The organism is Cytobacillus pseudoceanisediminis, assembly GCF_023516215.1.
Lineage (GTDB): Bacteria > Bacillota > Bacilli > Bacillales > Cytobacillaceae > Cytobacillus > Cytobacillus pseudoceanisediminis.
In genome coordinates, this window is record NZ_CP097349.1 from 996,808 (window position 1) to 1,016,546 (window position 19,739).

The 19,739-nt window shown below is 37.0% G+C and carries 17 protein-coding genes and 2 pseudogenes; 11 read left to right on the forward strand and 8 right to left on the reverse strand.

Annotation, left to right across the window (positions count from 1 at the left end; translation table 11 throughout):
- The first annotated feature begins 189 nt into the window (after positions 1 to 189).
- Positions 190 to 678, forward strand: coding sequence for a DUF2798 domain-containing protein (locus M5V91_RS05380; RefSeq protein WP_439649959.1), 489 nt, complete (start codon positions 190 to 192; stop codon positions 676 to 678).
- 357 nt (positions 679 to 1,035) lie between these two features.
- Here M5V91_RS05380 and M5V91_RS05385 read toward each other — a convergent pair whose 3' ends face one another.
- Positions 1,036 to 1,248, reverse strand: a complete 213-nt coding sequence (locus tag M5V91_RS05385) for a hypothetical protein (RefSeq protein ID WP_284521847.1) — start codon at positions 1,246 to 1,248, stop codon at positions 1,036 to 1,038.
- Between the two features lie 210 nt (positions 1,249 to 1,458).
- On the opposite strand from M5V91_RS05385, the gene M5V91_RS05390 reads away from it, so the two are divergent.
- The 3 genes from M5V91_RS05390 (at position 1,459) to M5V91_RS05400 (ending at position 4,308) form a co-directional block, all read left to right on the forward strand.
- Positions 1,459 to 1,908 (forward strand): GNAT family N-acetyltransferase, encoded by a 450-nt coding sequence (locus tag M5V91_RS05390; protein WP_251265156.1) that lies wholly within the window; start codon positions 1,459 to 1,461, stop codon positions 1,906 to 1,908.
- Positions 1,909 to 2,248: 340 nt separating this feature from the next.
- Positions 2,249 to 2,824 (forward strand): dihydrofolate reductase family protein, encoded by a 576-nt coding sequence (locus M5V91_RS05395; protein WP_251265157.1) that lies wholly within the window; start codon positions 2,249 to 2,251, stop codon positions 2,822 to 2,824.
- Positions 2,825 to 3,105: 281 nt separating this feature from the next.
- Complete coding sequence (locus M5V91_RS05400; protein WP_159871975.1) at positions 3,106 to 4,308, forward strand: IS110 family RNA-guided transposase; 1,203 nt, start codon at positions 3,106 to 3,108, stop codon at positions 4,306 to 4,308.
- Positions 4,309 to 4,589: 281 nt separating this feature from the next.
- Here M5V91_RS05400 and M5V91_RS30195 read toward each other — a convergent pair whose 3' ends face one another.
- From M5V91_RS30195 to M5V91_RS05415, 4 genes are all read right to left on the reverse strand, one after another.
- The gene (locus M5V91_RS30195; RefSeq protein WP_226280736.1) at positions 4,590 to 4,679 is read right to left on the reverse strand and encodes an aspartyl-phosphate phosphatase Spo0E family protein; all 90 of its coding nucleotides are present in this window, start codon (positions 4,677 to 4,679) and stop codon (positions 4,590 to 4,592) included.
- Between the two features lie 587 nt (positions 4,680 to 5,266).
- A complete protein-coding gene (locus M5V91_RS05405) occupies positions 5,267 to 5,734 on the reverse strand; it encodes a DoxX family protein (protein ID WP_284521848.1) in 468 nt (155 codons plus the stop codon).
- Positions 5,735 to 5,768: 34 nt separating this feature from the next.
- Positions 5,769 to 6,446, reverse strand: coding sequence for a Vat family streptogramin A O-acetyltransferase (locus M5V91_RS05410; RefSeq protein ID WP_284521849.1), 678 nt, complete (start codon positions 6,444 to 6,446; stop codon positions 5,769 to 5,771).
- Between the two features lie 175 nt (positions 6,447 to 6,621).
- Complete coding sequence (locus M5V91_RS05415; RefSeq protein WP_071155285.1) at positions 6,622 to 7,119, reverse strand: DUF6022 family protein; 498 nt, start codon at positions 7,117 to 7,119, stop codon at positions 6,622 to 6,624.
- Positions 7,120 to 7,264: 145 nt separating this feature from the next.
- Between M5V91_RS05415 and M5V91_RS05420 the strand changes: the two genes are divergently transcribed.
- From M5V91_RS05420 to M5V91_RS05450, 7 genes and pseudogenes are all read left to right on the forward strand, one after another.
- Positions 7,265 to 7,948, forward strand: coding sequence for a MerR family transcriptional regulator (locus tag M5V91_RS05420; protein ID WP_284521850.1), 684 nt, complete (start codon positions 7,265 to 7,267; stop codon positions 7,946 to 7,948).
- Positions 7,949 to 9,095: 1,147 nt separating this feature from the next.
- Complete coding sequence (gene nikA, locus M5V91_RS05425) at positions 9,096 to 10,721, forward strand: nickel ABC transporter substrate-binding protein (RefSeq protein ID WP_217027065.1); 1,626 nt, start codon at positions 9,096 to 9,098, stop codon at positions 10,719 to 10,721.
- A 12-nt stretch (positions 10,722 to 10,733) separates the two neighbouring features.
- Positions 10,734 to 11,675 (forward strand): nickel ABC transporter permease subunit NikB, encoded by a 942-nt coding sequence (gene nikB / locus M5V91_RS05430; RefSeq protein WP_217027063.1) that lies wholly within the window; start codon positions 10,734 to 10,736, stop codon positions 11,673 to 11,675.
- On the forward strand, positions 11,675 to 12,508 hold the full coding sequence (gene nikC / locus M5V91_RS05435; protein ID WP_034296852.1) for a nickel ABC transporter permease subunit NikC: 834 nt from the start codon (positions 11,675 to 11,677) through the stop codon (positions 12,506 to 12,508). Before nikB ends, nikC begins: the two co-directional genes overlap by 1 nt.
- 15 nt (positions 12,509 to 12,523) lie before the next feature.
- The gene (nikD, locus tag M5V91_RS05440) at positions 12,524 to 13,351 is read left to right on the forward strand and encodes a nickel import ATP-binding protein NikD (RefSeq protein WP_284521851.1); all 828 of its coding nucleotides are present in this window, start codon (positions 12,524 to 12,526) and stop codon (positions 13,349 to 13,351) included.
- A gap of 14 nt (positions 13,352 to 13,365) precedes the next feature.
- Positions 13,366 to 14,178, forward strand: coding sequence for a nickel import ATP-binding protein NikE (gene nikE, locus M5V91_RS05445; protein WP_284521852.1), 813 nt, complete (start codon positions 13,366 to 13,368; stop codon positions 14,176 to 14,178).
- Positions 14,179 to 14,258: 80 nt separating this feature from the next.
- A pseudogene (locus M5V91_RS05450) lies at positions 14,259 to 15,574 on the forward strand (MATE family efflux transporter).
- A 669-nt stretch (positions 15,575 to 16,243) separates the two neighbouring features.
- Here M5V91_RS05450 and M5V91_RS05455 read toward each other — a convergent pair.
- From M5V91_RS05455 to M5V91_RS05465, 3 genes and pseudogenes are all read right to left on the reverse strand, one after another.
- Positions 16,244 to 16,794 (reverse strand): annotated as a pseudogene (locus tag M5V91_RS05455) (DUF3231 family protein).
- Positions 16,795 to 17,319: 525 nt separating this feature from the next.
- Positions 17,320 to 17,769, reverse strand: coding sequence for a DUF1569 domain-containing protein (locus M5V91_RS05460; protein ID WP_251267436.1), 450 nt, complete (start codon positions 17,767 to 17,769; stop codon positions 17,320 to 17,322).
- A gap of 268 nt (positions 17,770 to 18,037) precedes the next feature.
- A complete protein-coding gene (locus tag M5V91_RS05465; RefSeq protein ID WP_009333976.1) occupies positions 18,038 to 19,267 on the reverse strand; it encodes an IS110 family RNA-guided transposase in 1,230 nt (409 codons plus the stop codon).
- Between the last annotated feature and the right edge of the window lie 472 nt (positions 19,268 to 19,739).

Sequence of the window (19,739 nt, forward strand, 5' to 3'; positions counted from 1 at the left end):
TGCCAAACTAGGTGGCTTTTTCTTATTTAACAAACGGGGCAGGTTTGTTAAATAAAAAACGCTATGATGTTGAAAAGTAGTGGATAAAACATTCAAAAACACTCGTTCGGAAAAATGTTCACAAATTGTTCACTTACGAAAAGGTTTTGAACATATCTATAATAATTAAGTATTAAAAGAAGGGAATGATTGAAATTGCCAACAACTAAAAAGGAAAGTTTTTATTTTGGTCTTATTATGTGTTTTGGAATGGTATTAGTTATGACGTTGTATAACCTTTACCTGAATGGAATGATTGGTAAATTGACTTTCTATGAAGGATTAATAGAATTTTTTAGTGCTTTTATTATTGCACTAATCCTTGACCTATTTCTGGTTGGTCCGAATGCAAAAAAGTTAGCATTGAAATTAACCACAAATACTAATAGTAAAATATATACTATACTAACTATTTCAACCTTCATGGTTATAGGAATGGCGTTATTTATGTCAGTTTTTGGACTAGTAACAATGATTTTGCACAGTGGATATAATACCAACATTATCTTGCTTGATTATTTGTCTGTGTTTGGAAAAAATCTTATTATGGCATTACCTTTACAAATTCTAGTTATGGGGCCACTTGTGCGTTTCATCTTTATTAAGTACATCAAACCGAAAAGAATGAACTTAGTATAAATTAAATCTTATTAAAACTATACTTAAACTTAAAGGTACATTAATCAAAAAGGGTTAAGGCATTTTTTTAGTTGAAAACTCTTTATAAGCTAACAGTAACGGACCAAGTTAGATTAAAAAGATATTTTATAAGCTTGCTGATATGTCTGTTGATAAGTGAATTATTGTCATTATATATTATTACCATAAGGAAGATTGGAATAATTAGTCAAGGTGAATTCATATGGAATCAAATGGCACATTTTATTTAATCTAACAATATGCTTTTTTGATAGCCACTAATTCAACTTGCTTTTGTTCAAGAGCCGCCGCCCAGCTGTTTTGTTGAATAAGGAATAAAATGGTGCTTATGGTCAATTAATCCTCATATTTCTTGAAGTTCTTTTTTGGTTCAGATCGATTGCCGTAAAGGTATTCAGCATTTTTTACAGAATAGTGTTCACTTACTTGGACCGTCAGCCAGGTAAACACACCACCTATAATAATTCCTGCTTTCCAGTATCCTAAAAGAAATGAGACTATAGATATAATTAATAAGGTGACAAGAATAATTACTAATGCTTTTTTCAAAATATTCCACCTTCTTCTTGGTGTTTAAGGACTTCTACGTGTGTCGTAGTAGGTACGTCTCTTGTGCTTGTCATTGTGATGATCGGGGCGAGATTTATTAGGTTGTCGGTGCTGTAAAGTGAATGTTGAAATATTATAAGAAATACCTGCAGAATAGTTATTGTGAAAATAAACCATCTAAACACCTGACTAGATCGGAGGAAAAATTAAGTGGAAAAAGTAGTCGAATATAAAAAACTAACAATCGGTGATGAGAGTAGTTTTTCTAAATTAGTATTATTGTTTAACAATGAATTTGAGTCACCAGATTTGAACTACGTAAATGATAAGAACATAAGAAGTCTTATAGCTAAACCCGATTTTATTTGTTTTGTTGCTTTTATTGGTGATGAAGTTGTTGGTGGTTTAACTGGTTACGAGTTATTGATGTATGACCAGGAGGGTTCTTCGATGTATTTATATGACTTGGCGGTCGATAAGAACTATCAGCGTCGTGGAATTGGAAGTAATTTAGTTGGTGAATTAATGGAATATTGCAGATCAAAAGATATAAAGGATTTATTTGTTCAAGCTGATGTGGAAGATCAACATGCTGTTGAATTCTACAATAAAATTGGAGGGGATGATTCGGAGACGGTACAGTTTTCGTTTCATCTTTAAGATAGTGACCAAAATCTGTTGATTGTCTGGAGAATAGCGATGTAAGCAATTAAATTAGACCACCATATTGTAAAGGTAGAATAATCCAGATTACTTATTTAAGAAGAGGCGCTTTAGATTAGGCAGTTGAGCGGTTGCTTTGCTTCAATAGGAGCAAAGCATTTTTCTTTTTTGCTAACGGGGCAGTTTTGCAGAATAGAATGGAAGGGATTTTTGTGGAATAGTAGAATATTTCATTTAGGACGGCAGTTTAGATTAGCAATTCATAAGAAACAACCCAAGCTGAAATGTCCTAAAGTGGTTAATGTAAATATCCTTCATGAACAAAGGAGAACTGAAAATGAGAAAACTCGTTCTATTTTTACACGCATCACTTGACGGTTTTGTAGAAGGGCCGAACGGTGAAATGGACATTGGCTGGGTTTCCTACGATGCTGATTTGGAGAAACACGCGAAAGAAATTCTGAGTACTGCCGACACTGTCATTTGGGGACGTGGGACTTATCAGATGATGCACAGTTACTGGCCATCTGTACCTTCGAACCCATCAGCTTCGCAGCATGAACGGAATCATGCCGAGTGGATCGAAAAGACAGCCAAAATCGTTTTTTCCACGAGGCTGGAAAAAGTTGAATGGAATAATTCCAGACTGGTGAGAGAAGATGTCGAGGAAGAGATCAAGAACCTCAAACAGCAGCCAGGCAAGGATATGGTCATCCTCGGCAGTCCTAGGTTCGCACACCACCTTATGCAGCTTGATTTAATTGATGAGTATAAAATTACGGTCTCTCCCGTACTGATCGGCAGCGGATTGCCGTTATTCCAAGGTCTCAAGGAGAAGATCAATCTTAAACTTATCGAAAACAAGACCTTTGATTCTGGAGCCATAGGTCTCGTTTACCAGACGGTTAGATGACCTTTTCTCCTAAAGTAGATTACGCTAACGGATACGTTCGTATTATAGAGTTAACCAGTTTTTACTGGTTGCTCTTTTTTATAGGACCTATTATTTCAGTAGCCAGGGTAGAACGTACGGGTGCGTGGGAGGTAGATCTCGTCAACTAAACTGTTCGCCCCCTACTTGTAGAATGATGTTTGAGGCTGGTTGGGACAAATGATCTCGTATAACAAGCGAAGCTATGGAACTACAGGAAGGTATAGGGGTTACTGGTGAGTAAAACTAAGGGAGAGATATTAATGAATCCAGTCATTGGCCTAGATGTAGCCAAAGGAGAAAGTGAGGTTCAAGCCTTTTTAGATAAAGACAAGCCGTTCGGGAAAAGTTTCAGTGTAAAGCATACCAAGGAGGATTTAGATTCGCTTATTTCTTTTTTGAGAGAGATAGAGGGACATACTGGGGTTAGGCCAGCAGTTATTCTTGAATCTACAGGACATTACCATACACCGATTATTCAATGTCTTGAGGGAAGTCAGTATCTATACATCTTGGTAAATCCCATCATTTCTTATCAAGCTAAGAAAACAAGCCTTAGAAAGGTAAAGACTGATGCAGTTGATGCATATCACCTTTGTGTTCTTTACTACAAGGAAGAATTTGAGCCATATAAGAAAAGAGGACTGAGACTTCTAAACCTGAGAACATTGTCAAGGCAATACGAAACCGTTACGAACCTTTACATCCAGGCAAAACTTCAGTTTCATACTCTTCTTGATCAGATATTTCCTGAATACAGGGGAGTCTTCGGGGATTTATTTTCGAAAGTTTCTCTTAAAATATTAAAGGAGTTTCCAACATCCGAAGATGTACTGATGGCAGGAGAAGCAAAGATTTTGGCACGAATTAAGGAAATGCGTATTAAACGATCCCCAAGTTGGATGAGGGAGAAGGCACACAAATTAATGGCTTCAGCTAAGCGGAATCCATTCCAACAAGGTGTTTATGAAAGCCAGTTGTTCAGTTTGGATATGTATATCAATATGCTTCTTCAATACCAAGAACACCTATCAAGCTTGGAGAGGCAGATAGATGTCCTGGCAGAAGAAATTGAAGAATGTAAGATAATCCAATCAATTCCCGGTATAGGAGAAAAAATCGCGGCAACGATTATTTCTGAAATCGGGGAAATTGACCGGTTTAATCACCCTAAAAAACTTGTGGCTTACGCAGGAATTGATCCAAGTGTCCATTCATCAGGTAAGTTCACAGCTACGATAAATCATATTACCAAACGAGGTTCAAGCCGATTACGGCACGCTTTATATATGGCCGTATTATGCGGTATAAGAAGCTCGAGGAACAAGAAGCTAAAAGAGTATTATGATCGGAAACGAAATGAAGGAAAGCCTTCAAAAGTAGCGATGATAGCTTGTGTAAACAAGCTTTTACACTGGATTTATGCAATCCTAAAAAGGAATGAGCAGTTCCTAGATATGGCTTAATCAACAAGAAAAAGCAGCTAATGAAAAACCTTCCAAAAGGTATTTGGAGGGTTATTTGGCGTGCCTTCCAAAGTATAACACGGAAGAAAAAAATTTTTAATAAGAAGTTCTTGACTCCTATTAGCTGGTTTATTTAAGAAGGGAACTAAATATTTCTAGTTAGAAAAAGGAATGTCTTCAAAATTGAGACATTCCTTTGGAGTTTCTAGAGTGAAATTTACTTTCAAAGGGAACCAACTTACTCATTATTACATTATGCCAGTGCTGTGTGCCTTATAGCATTAGTTGACTTGAAAGAAGCATTTGGATTGGAAACTCAAAATTAGATCGTCCAACATCTGACTATGTTTTATAGTCTCAGGGTGCTTCAATCCTCTTTTGATACCAGCTCAATCAATACTTTCCTATAAAATCGAATCTTTTTGTAAAGCTCTTTGCAGAAATCACACATTCATTTGCTCCTTTAAATTATAAAGCCTAGGAACAATTATTGCAGATGAAGGGGGAATAAAGAATGATTTCGACAAAAGCTCGCAGTAACGACAAAAACATTACGGGGACAAAAGAAAGATTCAGTAAAAATAGTGAATCAATGAGTTAGGTCCGGTGGCTAACTCATAGGTCCAACGAGATGGAATATACACCTACAAAATTATATGATACCTATAGAGGTGAGAGTAGTGAACATTCAATGAATTTCCAATAATAAAAGAAGTAGAGAAGATATGAGAAAAAGCCAAAATTTCTCCTAGCCTCACCTAAATATATTATGGGAGGAATTCTGAATGAAAGACGGGTGTGTTAGTACAACAAGACATAGTATATAAGATATCCACAATTGAGCCCTTTAAATTTGGGAGTGTCGCCTAAAAAGAAAAAAGACCGCCTGGAAGCTAGCGGTTCTGAATTTATCTTTCCATCTAACCATACTGTCTATATTCACAATAAACTTTAGCTTCTAACTGACAAGAATAACAGCTGTAAAAAATATAATTTGTATAATGGTTCGGGGGAAAAGAGAAGTGATTGGTTTTCCGTTAATGATGTTCCCTTTCCGAGCTGCGTAAATGTTAGCAGGGAACATAACGATAAGTAAGAATGCCAAACCAGCTGAAGCAAGACTTGAAGTAGTTGGTATCAACAATCCTATAGCGCCAATGATTTCAACTATTCCAGTTATGGTAACGATGAGGCCTGGTCTTGGCAAAGCTGGAGGTACCATTTTGATAAGATCGGGGCGTCGCTTTCCCCAATGCGCAGATGCCGTAAATAAGAACATAAGAGCAACAGCGGTTCGTAATGAAGTTTCCCAATCATCAAAATAAGGCAATCCCAAAAACCAATTAAGCGAAAACTCAGAAATGAACTGATCAATAGGATAAATGGAGCCATTAATATTCCTCCCTATTATAAAAACCTTGGCCAATTATACATACAAAATATAGTAGACACGCATTAAATTATTCTCGGAAATTGTTACTTTGCAGCAAAGTATTTTTTAATTTTCTTAGATTCTCTATATCTCCATTTACAATCACATCAATATGAGCAGAAATAACTTTAATATCTAAATCCCACCATTTAATTTCAAGCAATTCGTTAATAACTTCATCGGGGAAACGATTTTTAATTATCTTGGCAGGATTTCCCCCAACGATTGTGTAAGGTTCCACATCTTGGGTTATAACCGATTTAGCTGCTATAATTGCACCGTCCCCTACCTTTATTCCAGGCATAATGACAGTATCCATCCCAATCCAAACATCATTTCCAATGATGGTATCACCTTTAAACGGCAACTGTTCTAACGTTGGTGTATATTTCTCCCAACCATGTTTGAAAATATTGAACGGGTAGGTTGAGAAACCATCCATTCTATGATTGGCCCCATTCATAATAAATGTTACACCTGGTGCTATAGCACAAAATTTCCCTATAATAAGTTGGTCTCCGAAGAACTCGTAATGATATAATACTTGATCTTCAAAGGTTTCACCATTTCTTGCATCGTAATATGAGTATTCCCCTGCTATAATGTTTGGTCTTGTAATTGTATTTCTAATAAATTGCACCACCTGATTTCCTTTAATAGGATATTTCTCCTTAGGATTTTGCCCATACTGATTATTTGATTCCATAAAGTTCTCCTTCCTTTCAAGGTATTTAAAGTTATATATACTTAGTAGACCCCCTTATTACATTTCTGTGTGAATAAAATGGGACCTGTCTGGTCCCAATACGATTTAATTTAAGCTCAATTTATACTCCCCCATTCCATAAAAAATAAAAAAGGATATTGGCAGGTTAATTACATTATGAAAATTCCTCTTGAAGTAGAATAATTTTATTTATGATTTCTTCCCGTTTAATTTCTTCTAGTGGAAGAATCCTTGGAGGTGATGGTAAGTTAAACTTAATATGTGAATGCGATAGCTCAAACAGCAGGGTTCCTATCATATCTTTATATTGATTTTCAATCACAATCCAAAAAACACGTTTTTCATGATCAGGTGTTCCCCATTTAACTTTTTCCAATGAGTTTCTAAAGTTTAGACATTCACCAATAATAAAGTCATCCTGTTTCGTTTTTTCTGCGGGACGATATCCTTTTTCTTTTATTACTTTCCAAATTGGTGGAATCAGTTTATCTAAATACATTCCGTATGTTGCATCCTCGTATTCAGGAAAAAGCTGTTCAAGCTCTCTGTTATTCGAGTTCAGTACGTCCTCCCAGTGCTCCTTCATATAAGTAAAGAATACTTCTCCTAGCTCATAGATGGTCATTTGCGGCTTAATGTTTACGTTTTCCATATGAATCCCTCCATTTTTTGTCTTATAGATTAATCTTACAACAATAAAGCCAATTCTAAAGTTTCAGAAAAAACGGCTGAATTACAATGATTAATTTGTTAAACTTTACAATGTAGTACAGTTATCAAACATAGGAGTATGCTCAGTGAAAAAAATAAAACCGATTGATATTGCGAAAAAATTAAACATAAGTACTAGCTCTCTAAGAAGCTATGAAGAAAGAGGAATTGTGCCGAAACCTTCACGGTCATCAGCTGGTTATAGGATCTATACAGAGGAACATTTAGCCTATTTTGATTGTATTATTGCTATGTCACCTGGGTTTGGAATGGACATAACATCAGCTGTTCTAAAAGCGCTGCAGCGAAAAGAATTAGATGATGCTCTTTGGTTAATCAATAGTGTGCAAGTGGCTGCTTTTGAGGATAAAATTCTTATTGAACAAGTGAATAAACACCTGGAACACTTGACTTTTGAAAAAGCTATGACGATTGGAGAGGTGGAATTACAGACAAATATACCTTCATCAACTCTTCGATACTGGGAGAAGGAAGGATATATTAAATCGAAGAGAGGTAATAATAATTATCGATACTTCAATTCATATCAGTTTTTGAAAGTTTTGTTAATGAAATTTACGCAAAACGCTGTGTATTCACACGATGTTGTGCAATTAAAGAAATATATTAGAAATTTGGAGGAGTACAATGTTGAAGGGGTAAAAAGCATTATCGACGAGTGTCAGAAGCTTTTAAATAAACGCAATCATGAACAGTTACATGGGTTATATTATTTGAATCGATTATGCTCAAAGTTAGGACTAATATAACCTAATATATAGAACAACGAACACAATCTGTATGAATTTAATATATTTCCAGCAGACCTCCGGATAATAAATGTAAACTAATGGATTCAGCTGCCAATCAGGCGGCTTTTTTATTTATTTAAACGAAAGAGGCAGCAAAGAGAGACTAATGTAGAATTTGTCTCTTGTTCCTATACAAATGTATATTCATGTTGAAAATGTTACTGATACCTACAACAAAGCAATTGCAGAAGGAGCGAATCCTCTATTTGGACTATCAGAAGAAACAGGAAACATGGGTGGTTTTGTCGATCCATTTGAAAATCTTTGGTGGGTTCAATAAGTTAATTCAAAGCCTCGTCCTAAAATCAGGCGGGGTATAATTTATTTGGAGCTTATTAAAGTATTTGGGTTAACATTGTGAAGAATGTACTTAAAGTAACGGGTGCAAGAGTTGAAGATCAGTATAGATCGGCAGCTCTTTCTTCTTATTAGCTAACAGGACAGATTTGTTGAAAAGATTATAAAAAAACTAGTTCCTGGCCTTCTTTTTATTGCCTTTTAACTATATTACAAAAAGAAGGAGATTAGATTGGCCCGAAAGACAATTTAAAGCAGCGTCATTCCTAACCAAAGATGCTTTGATTCACAAAGGATTAAAGCATCTTTTGAAAAGGTCTTATTGAACAAACGGGTCAGATTTGAGGTATAGTCATCTTAGAGATCGATCTCCTCCCACTAATTCTTAAGAGGATATGACCAATCAAAAAATAAGAAGATTTGGCATATAAGACTCAATCCATATTTCTCACCTCGATATATAATTAAAACTATTATCTGAAGAGTTACACTCTTATATTCAGCTTAAAGGTAGTGTCCCAATAAAGAGGAGGTCCAACAAGATTACCAATTTAATTAATCTAAATTGATTTGTTAAATACGGACACTAAATTTATTGAATAGGGCGTTGTTCTATTATAAGGAACACGTCCTTTGTTATGAAAAGGACCATATTTGACAGAAAAGTTAAGTTTCCGCTTTTGTTCATACAGAAGTAACAATACAATTCACATTATTTTTTGAAAGCTTTTGATATTGTATTGACAGTATCATGCAAAGTGAGTACAATTTGAAAATGATTATCATTAGCAATTGAAGGGGAGATAGTATGGTTAATGGAGGAACTAGACAAAGAAAGTTATTTTTAACTGCTTTTATTCTATTATTATCAACATTTTTATTTGGCTGTACAAACGCAAGCGATGCTTCTAAGCCCAAAGGCGAAGATAACAACATGTTAGTGATAGCTTGGCCTAGAGATGTAGGTGAAATGAATCCGCATGTTTATAATCCATCACAATTATTTGCTCAGTCGATGGTGTATGAACCGTTAGTAAGTTACCAAAATGGTGGTGAGTTAAAACCGCATCTGGCTGAGTCATGGGAAATATCTGGTGATGGAAAAGAATATACTTTTCATCTGCGTCAAGATGTGAAATTTTCCGACGGAACAAACTTTAATGCAGAAATTGTAAAAAAGAATTTTGATGCTATTTTAAATAATGTTGAATTACATAGTTGGTTAGGCTTTATTTCTAAAATAGATCACACGGAAGTAATTGACGAAAATACTTTTAAACTGACTTTAACTGAACCATATTATCCTACTATTCAGGAGTTAGCTGTTGTTCGGCCAGTACGTTTTTTAGGTGAAGCTGGATTCCCTGAAGATGGTGATACCGCAAAAGGTGTCGTTGAACCAATCGGTACAGGTCCATGGATTTTAGAAGAGCATAAAGCTGATGAATATGCTATTTACAAACGCAACGAAAATTATTGGGGTGAGCTCCCAAAAGTTGAAAAAATCAAGGTGAAAATCATACCTGATGCGGAAACGAGGGTACTTGCTTTTGAAAAAGGTGACATAGATCTTCTTTATGGAGAGGGTGTCATCAGTATAGATGCTTTTAAACAACTAGAATCCACTGATAATTATAAAACTAGCATTTCTGAACCAGTCGCAACAAGGCAGCTTGTTATAAATACGAAGAAAGCCCAGCTTTCTGATGAACGCGTACGACAAGCGCTGCATTATGGTTTTAATAAAGAAGCAATGGTTAATGGAATCACTTCTGGATATGAAGAAAAAGCAGATCATATTTTACCAGCAAACCTCCCTTACACGAAAGACATTGATGTTAAGTCGATTGGATATGATGCAGAAAAAGCGAAAACCTTATTAGATGAAGCAGGATGGACGCTTCCTAAAGGGAAAACTGTTCGTGAAAAAGATGGACAGCTGCTTGAAATCGAAATGATGTATAATTCAGCAGAATCAATTCAGAAAGTAATGGCAGAAACACTTCAATCTGAGTGGGCAGCCATTGGTGTTAAATTAAACATTGTTGGTGTTGAATTAACAGAGCAAGTTCAGCGATTCAAAGATAATAAATTTGATATCAATTTCTTTAGTAACTATGGAGCGCCTTATGATCCCCATACGTTTTTAAATATTGTTGCGTCAGAAGGTTTTGGATTTAATGAGGCTATTTCTGCATACCCGAACAAGGACGAATTACTCAAACAAATGTCAGAGGTCCCAATGACAACAGATGAGGAGCTACGCCAACAGCTATACTCTTCTATTTTAAAATCAATCCAAGACCAAGGAGCGATAATTCCTATTTCTTATCTTAAGAAAACAGCGATATATCAAAAAGATATTACGAATTTTACTTTCCCAGCTAACCGTGACGAACATCCATTCACAGGAATTAGCATCGAGCATAAGTAGCAGGAGGCTTTCATGGGCACCTATATATTGAAACGAATTATGTCCATTATTCCGGTTTTTCTTTTGGCCACATTCTTAACGTCTGGAATGATTCATCTTTCACCGGTGGACCCAGCTGAGGCTTATTTAACTGCAGCCCATATTCAGCCGACCGATGAGATTTTGACTCAGAAAAGACATGAGTTTGGTTTAGACGAACCATTCCTTATTCAATATGTAAATTCTATTATTAAGATATGCCAACTTGATTTTGGCATATCTTATGTTTCGAATAAGCCAGTTTGGGACGAGGTTACATACCGAATGCCAGCTACCATTCAGCTAGCTCTTGGGAGTATATTAATAGCAGTGTTCGTAAGTGTCCCTCTAGGCTTTCTTGCTGGAGTAAAGAAAAATAGTTTAATTGACCATTTTAGCCGTTTTCTTTCGTTTTTAGGGGCATCCATCCCCTCTTTTTGGCTAGGTTATATATTCATTTTTTTCTTTTCTGTTAAACTTGACCTTTTCCCAGTTGAGGGAATTGGGACATGGCAGCATCTTGTTTTGCCTTCCATAACATTGGCACTACCCTTAATCGCAATGTATACAAGATTGCTGCGTGCCAGCGTTCTTGAAAATTTGCAAGAGCCATATGTATTATTTGCACGAACGCGAGGAATTAAAGAAAAGACCATCATGGCGAAACATGTTTTGAGGATTGCAATTTCTCCGATGATTACTGGACTTGGAATGAACCTTGGGAAACTTCTGACGGGAACGATTATTGTTGAAGCGGTCTTTTCTTGGCCCGGGTTCGGCCGGTATTTTATTGAAGCTATTTTTAATCGTGATATACCTGTCATTCAATGTTATGTATTAATTGCAGCTAGCTTATTTATTATTAGCAGCCTTTTTGTTGATCTTATTCAAATGTGTATTGACCCGCGCATTTCAAGGAAAGAAGGGCAGCAGTGATGATCATAAGTATACGAAAGATATTTAATAGCCAAATAATGATTCCCATATGTACCATGATATTAGGTATTCTTTTTATCATTGCTATATTTGCTCCCTGGATTGCCCCAAATGATCCCATTGCTGTTAATTTAGCTTATAAACTGCATTCCCCATCATGGCAATTTCCATTAGGAACCGATCATTTAGGAAGATGTATTTTATCACGCATCTTATATGGGACACGTATTTCGTTAGGCTTTGCGATGCTTATTTTCATTTCATCATTAGCCATCGGTTTACTTGTTGGAACTTTTTCAGGATATAAAGGCGGCCCAGTTGATCATATTTTAATGAGGTTTTGTGATGGTATTATGGCTTTCCCAAATCTTATCCTTATTCTTGGACTGGTTGGAATATTCGGACCTGGACTTCCGCAAGTTATCTTAGCGTTAATGCTTGTGCAATGGGTCTATTACGCAAGGATGTTCCGGGGAATGGTGCTTAGTCTGAAAGAACAAAACTTTATTGCAGCTGCAAAAATAAGCGGCTCATCTCAGTGGAAGATTATTAAAAATCATATTGTTCCAAATGTGCTCCCTCCACTTGTGGTAATGGGTACTTTAGAAATGGGCTGGGCCATTATGGATATATCAGCTATGTCGTTTCTTGGATTAGGAGTACAGCCTCCTACACCTGAATGGGGAGCGATGATTCACGAAGGAAAATCGTATATTCGGACAAATCCAGAATTAATGCTCTATCCAGGTTTAATGATTATGTTCGTTATTGTTACATTCAATTTACTGGGCGAAGCGTTATCAGAACGTTACGGTGTAAAACGTCGATTTTAAAAAGGGATGAGAGTGTTGGGGAAAGAACAGTCGAATGTGTTAGAAGTTAGAAATTTACATGTAGAGGTAAACTCGTTAAATGGTAATACTACTCTAGTTAAAGATATTAATTTTGAACTAAAGCCGGGGAGAGTACTAGGTCTTGTTGGAGAAAGTGGATGCGGTAAAACCGTCACAAGTATGTCCATTCTTCAGCTGCTTGATCGGAAAACATCAAATGTTGAAGGCAGTATAGTATTACAAGGACGCGAACTGAACGGATTGGACGAAAAAGAAATGCGCAAGGTCCGTGGCAAGGATATAGCCTTTATTATGCAAAACCCGATGAATGCTTTTACGCCCGTTTTTACTATTGGCCATCAATTTATTGAAACCATCCGCTCACATACAGAATGGAATAAAAAACAAGCATCCGAACTTGCCATCGAGGCGTTGCATCATGTGAACTTGCCAAATCCCGCTAGGATTTTAAAATACTACCCTTTTCAATTGAGTGGCGGCATGCTTCAACGAGTGATGATCGCTATCGCTGCATGCTTGCATCCAGCTGTAATTATAGCCGATGAACCGACAACTGCACTTGACGTAAATAATCAGAAGATAGTGCTGCACCACTTAGATAGAATTCGCTCTGAATACGGGTCAGCAATTTTATTAATCTCCCATGATCTTGGAGTCATTTCTGAAATGGCAGATGACGTTGCCGTGATGCAGAATGGCAGAATAGTAGAAAAAGCGGATGTGTTTCAGTTATTTGATAAACCACAGCATGAGTATACGAAAAAACTATTAAATGCACGCTCAATATTACATTTAGATGAAATGATCATCCATTTGGCTTGATAAGGGGTGAACAAATGAGTTTATTAATTGTAAATGAAGTAACTCATAGCTACGGATCCCGAAAGTTTTTCAATTGGAAAGACCGTTCTAAAAAAGTACTTTCTGATATATCACTCTCTATCGAGGAAGGAACATGCTTAGGAATGCTGGGTACGAGCGGAGCTGGTAAAAGTACTTTAGGAAAAGTAATTCTTGGTTTGGAACGGCCACAATATGGGCAAGTTCTGTTTCAAGGGCATGATATTTATACCGCTGATAAGCATGCTCGCCAAAAAATCCGCCGTGATCTTCAAGCTGTCTTTCAGGATTCATACTCATCGGTCAATCCCCGCATGACGGCCGAACGTATTATTGCAGAGCCGCTAGAAAACTATGAAAAGCTAACAGCAGCTGAACAAAAACGAACCGTTGTTGAATTATTGGAGAGGGTAGGGTTAAGTGAAGGGGATTTAAAAAAGTACCCGCATCAATTTAGCGGCGGCCAATTGCAGAGGATCAATATTGCCAGAGCGATCTCACTCAAGCCAAAGCTGATTGTCTTAGACGAATCCGTAAGCAGTTTAGATATGGTAAATCAAAATCTTATTTTAGAATTATTAAGGGAGCTAAAAGATGAGCTTGGGTTGTCTTATCTTTTTATTACACATGATATTAAAGCTGCCTATACGATTAGTGATACATTAGCTGTTCTAGAAAAAGGAGAATTAATCAAGCTTTACGATTCAAAAAATCAGTTTTTTGCTTCTGAACATCCTGTCGTTAAAAAGATGAGAGACTCTATACTTGCCGAGCACCCACGCTTTCGTTCAATTAGAACAAATGGTTAGCCATTTAAGTTTTTTATTTTTATTCCAAAGCCCTGATTTCTCACATAATCGGGGCTTTGGTTTTAGAAGGAGGAAGTTGGATGAATCATCGTGCGTTCCTTGCTTTAGCGATCCCTTTAACGGTTTCCACGATGACACAGCCATTATTAGGGGCTGTAGATACAGCCGTAATCGGACAATTGCCTAATCCTGCCTATATTGGAGGTGTTGCTATAGGGACCCTTATTTTTAACACTTTGTATTGGGTGTTGGGGTTTTTACGGGTAAGCACATCTGCATTTGCTGCACAAGCTAACGGGGCAAATGATTCCACTCAAGAAGTCCTTGCTTTATCACGCCCATTTTTATTAGCTTTAATTACAGGGATGTGTTTTATTCTCTTACAATGGCCGATTGAATATACAGCTCTCATGTTGACTTCACCTGATTCTGATGTAAGTAAGTTTGCTGTGGAATATTTTCGTATTCGAATATGGGGGCCCCATTTGCATTGATGAATTATGTTATTCTCGGCTGGTTAATGGGGATGGCTAAGATTAAGGAATCCTTATATTTACAAGTGTTAATGAATGTTTTAAATATGATTCTCGCTATTATTTTTGTCCATGTCTTTTCATTCGCCGTAAAAGGGGTCGCTGCAGCCACTTTAATTGCTGAAATTACAGCCTTCATATTAGGATTATTCATTGTTTTGAAGGCATTACCTATAGAGTGGAGAGTACCATCTGCCAAAGTGCTTTTAGATACCGAATCTATGAGGAAAATGTTTAACGTTAACAAGGATTTGTTTATTCGCACGATTTGTTTACTGGTGGTTATTAATATGTTTACAGCAAAAGGTGCCTCGTATGGTACAGAAATTCTAGCAGCCAATGCTGTATTATTTCAAATTCATTATATAATGGCTTATTTATTCGATGGGTTTGCTAATGCCACTAGTATTTTCGCTGGCAAAGCAATAGGATCCAATGAACCTAAATTATTTAAAAAAACACTTACTTTATCTTGGCAATGGTCAGTGATAATGGCTTTGGTCATAGCTTGTGTGTACGGGTTATTTCAAGCAGTTATTATTGGCCTGTTTACAAATTTAACTAGTGTTATCGAACTTGCAGCTAAATATGGAGCATGGCTCATCATCTATCCGTTTGCAGCTTGTTTCGGCCTTGTCATTTACGGTGTCTTTACGGGAGCGACTGAAATTGCCCCTGTTCGAAACACTATGATTTACGCAATGATTATCTATATCATTATACAAATTTCAATAACCCCTATCTGGCATAATCATGGCCTATGGCTTGCTTTTATCATCTATACTATTGCTCGATCCGGCTTCCTCGTCATGTATATTCCTAGATTAAATAAGAAAATATGGCTCCAAGAGGATGGGGGCTGAAAGTTATAATTTAGAACAGTTAGAGATAACAAAAAATATACCATAAAAGGTCAAATAGATAATGTCCCACCCAAGTGGTTGCTATAGCCCTATTTAATATTAGCTGTCATACTAGAAGACCTTTTTATTCAATTACCATGAAAATAAGTTCCTCATGATTATATAAATGACAATACTTAAGGAGACCTTACTCAATCGTTTGAAAAAAAGAGGAGAGCGTTAAATATAATAAATGTAAGGATCGGTTGACTGGATTAAGGTCAGCATCAGTATTGACACTCCTTATCCATTGTCATTAGAAACTGGTATTCAGGAAAACAATGCTCACCGTTTTTTCGAAGCCGAATTAGATTATGATAAATGGTGCCATCCATTTAGGAAAATGTTTGATTTAAATAGGGGTAATGCTTCAACAGGCCAGGTGGCTTTTTCTTATGCAACAAACGGGGCAGGTTAAGAATCTCCTCTTCTAAATATTTTCTTCCACTGTTTTGAATAAAATGAGTTTAGTACCATCACTTAACTTATAATCTTTAGCATTTTTCTTAGAATACTTAAGATTTCATCATAATTATATCGCTCGTGTCCCGAATGTTCTGACAATGGATAATGAAGAAAATCTTAATTTATTTTATCTAATATGTGGTTCATACTGTGGAAAAATTGGCCTTAATAAGGAAAAAAGCGCCTAAAAAAGGCGCTTTTTACTTTAGCAATCCTTAGATTCATTATAGTGTAGAGGAGGGGGATTAACCATCCTTTTTCTTTGTTAAGCTTTAACATTTTTAAACCAAATTGTGCCTTTGCCATATGAAACTGGCCATACATCATGGCAATATCTTCTCGGATACTTTGACCTATTACTTGACTACATGTCACTAATCCAGCAGCGGCATCTTTTGAAATTGATGCGCTAATTTCTGGATCAGTAAATCTGGCTCCTGCCGGGATACTTTCAAGATTTGCATTAGGGCGATCAGGTGGAGAAGGTGGTAATCCAATTCCATTTGCTTTTAATAAGTCTTGCAATTGATTGTTCTCGTTTTTTAAACCTTGTATCGCTTCTTCAATGAGTTTTTTAAGTCTTGATCACCAGTATGGTTAAAAAAAGACTGATATCCTGCAATCAGGCCGTTATTAGTCAACAGATGAGTCCAAGTCGAAATTACCTCACCATAATGCATGGGTTCATCCTGGGGGTTGCCACTTAATATTCCCATAACTACACTCCTTATAATTTCTTGAATATTCATACGTTACTCCTTTTAAGTGAAAATAGAGTATAAGGATAGTATGTATTTGAATGCAGGAGGATATTCTCTGTAATGGAATTTTTATGTAAGAATATATATGACTGATTACCATTACCAGGGAAAACGGTTTATATGGACAATTCGAACGGATTATTAAAGTAAAGGGTGCTTACTAAAAAAGAACTAGCTGCTATCTTAGGCGGCTTTTCTGATTGTACAAAAGGGGCAGGTTTGTTTTATAAGAAAAATTTACTGTTATAGCGTATCAGACCCAAACTGCGAAATAAAAAAGACGAGTTTCCCAGTCTAATTCTTTAGTTTATAAAGCTTGTCCGAGATGGATTTATGAAAAATATTCTTCTCCTGCTGTACCTTGAAAATTTTAATAAGGAACCAAACAATAAACAAAATAGGGGCTACGGATATTAAAAGTGGAGGGATTGTCACAATTAGTATCAGTTATTAAGTATAGTTCTCTAAGTTTTTGGATAATTATACCCCAAACTGCTTTAAATGATGATCAAGGTGCTTATAAATTCCTTTACCCCATTCCTCGGAGCTAAGTTTGCCGAAAAAAGGATGTGGATGAGCTGTACATTTCTCTGGTCCATTATTTTGAAATGCAATAATTTTTTGTTTCAGCTTTTCTCTTTCTGTTTCAAATTCTTTTTTATCTGTTATCAAAATGGTCGGAATAGTGGACATATTGTGAGGTATCGGCTTGTCATTGTACAAAATTGGTTTTGCAAATCTTCCTATTAACCTCCCTAACCAACCTCTCGGCGGAAAAGAATGCCCCATTGCTATATCTTGGAACGATGAGCAATGAGCTAGCATTTGAGCAACATCCATTCTTCCCCATTGCGGTTTTGAATTCGGATTTAACTTGTCTATACGGTTTAAAATTTCCTCTGTATGCAAATGATTAAAAATATTTTTCATAAGCTAATCCCCTTTACATATTGACATTTATTTATATTCACCCTCATCTGTACTTAACCCTTCTTCAACTAACGGGGGCCATACTTCAAGAATGAAGTATGGCTATTCTTATTGAAGTAAAGACCTGCGGTAATATGTCAACTCCAAAAGTTTAAAGATGTTTAGTTTTCAATTTACTTGTGACTAAAAAAGACCGTAAGGAACTACACCAGTAAATAAATGTAATTTACTGGAAATCAGGAAGGCTTGCGCTGACAAAGTATATTTGTCAGATCTTCACGCACCTTTCTTGCGCAAAGACTTGGCGTTTGCGAAGCAGCGCATCCACCAATCGCACGAGTTTTCTTGCTGTTAGGACGAGGGCACGTTTGTGTTGATGTTTTGGAACTTCAAGACATTTCTTTTGGTAAAACTCGCGATATTCGGGAATCTGTCTCCTAACCGAGTTGGCGGCTTCAACGAGGTAGTAGCGCAGATATTCGTTTCCTTGTCGCGAAAGAGAAGTGTCTTCAGCTGTAAAGCGGCCAGACTGGTGTTTCCGCCAGTATAGACCTGCATATTTGGCAATCTTGCTTTCATCTTCAAAACGTTCAATCTGGCCGATTTCGGCAATAATGCCTGCGGCATATACAGGTCCGATGCCCGGTATAGTCTCCAAGGTCTGGGAAAGGCCTGTCATTAGACGGGTAATGGCTTTGTCGATTTCCTTGATCTGTTTCTGAAAGGAACGGATCAGCTCAATGGAAGTACCTAAAAGGAGATCCATTGAGTCTTCTACCACTTTATCTAAGCGGTAGGAAGAGCGGACTGCCCGTTGGATGGAAGTAGCTACTTTATCGGGATCAGAGAAACGATTCTTCCCGTGTTCCTGAAGGAACGCAGCCAATTCATCTAAAGGCATCTGGGCCAGTTCTTCCAGGCTGTATCTTTCGAGGAAGAGGTCCATCATCGCATTTCCGAAGGCGGAAGAGTCCACCTCATGGGAAAAGTTGCTGCACTTGAAATTCAGATGTTGGAGAAAGTGCTGTTTCTCCTTTGTCATCATCTTAACCAAGTGATAACGTGAACGGGTCAACTGTTGGAGTGCGACATACTGGCTCTCCTTGACAATGGACATCTGGTTACGGCCGAATCGGACATAATCGGCAATCACGAATGCATCAATTTCATCCGTCTTATTCATATCCGAATAGCTTTTCTTGAAGTTGGCAATCTGTTTCGGATTAATGACGAACACTTGAGTGTCAAAGACCTTAAGGTCTTCATCATAATGAAGGAACATAGAAGGATGGAAGCTATAGACCGAAGTGGACTCCAAACCGATCTTAACGCTTTCAACTTTACGTCCTTTCGCAAGGCCGAGGATTCGTTCCTTCAAAACTGTGGCTCCTGGAAGGTCATTTGATACCGTGAAGGTATCCACTTTTGATCCTTCCTGATCAAGGATACAGCCTTTCATGTCAAACGAACTTACGTCTAAACCAACAAATAATCGCATGGGGGTTACCCTCCTTTCATTGTGGAATCATTGGGTATTTCCTTGGACGCCTCGAGATATCTCTAGTATGGACGCCGATCATCAACCTCGTGTATCAGAACTGCATCTGCATCGAAAGCCGCCTCAGGGCTGCTTGTCACCTGAGTTCGAGAGGCAGTGCGCTCAGCCTGCGAGTATGAAGTGCCGCACGTACACTGAGAAACAGTCTTTAGATGTAGTCAAGCTACAGGGGCAGGAAGAATTGTCCCAAATGATCCTAAGACCATTATCTAGAAATATCTCGAGACGTCCAAACAGACCACCTTATATTGATAGAAAAGATGAAAAAGAGAATGGTATTTAAGGAGTTAAACATAATATACGAGGGGCAGGTTTGTTGAACAGGAGTCAGAAAAAAACCGCAAATAATTTGCGGCTCACAACTGGCAATTTGTTTTTAATTTATACCCATAATAAATTATGTGAAAATTAC

Coding starts and splice junctions, on each gene's coding strand:
- M5V91_RS05395 (WP_251265157.1), top strand. CDS start 2,249: ATGAGAAAACTCGTTCTATTTTTACACGCATCACTTGACGGTTTTGTA.
- nikC (WP_034296852.1), top strand. CDS start 11,675: ATGATCATAAGTATACGAAAGATATTTAATAGCCAAATAATGATTCCC.
- M5V91_RS05415 (WP_071155285.1), bottom strand. CDS start 7,119: ATGGAAAACGTAAACATTAAGCCGCAAATGACCATCTATGAGCTAGGA.
- nikE (WP_284521852.1), top strand. CDS start 13,366: ATGAGTTTATTAATTGTAAATGAAGTAACTCATAGCTACGGATCCCGA.
- M5V91_RS05410 (WP_284521849.1), bottom strand. CDS start 6,446: ATGGAATCAAATAATCAGTATGGGCAAAATCCTAAGGAGAAATATCCT.
- M5V91_RS05460 (WP_251267436.1), bottom strand. CDS start 17,769: ATGAAAAATATTTTTAATCATTTGCATACAGAGGAAATTTTAAACCGT.
- M5V91_RS05465 (WP_009333976.1), bottom strand. CDS start 19,267: ATGCGATTATTTGTTGGTTTAGACGTAAGTTCGTTTGACATGAAAGGC.
- M5V91_RS05400 (WP_159871975.1), top strand. CDS start 3,106: ATGAATCCAGTCATTGGCCTAGATGTAGCCAAAGGAGAAAGTGAGGTT.
- nikA (WP_217027065.1), top strand. CDS start 9,096: ATGGTTAATGGAGGAACTAGACAAAGAAAGTTATTTTTAACTGCTTTT.
- nikB (WP_217027063.1), top strand. CDS start 10,734: ATGGGCACCTATATATTGAAACGAATTATGTCCATTATTCCGGTTTTT.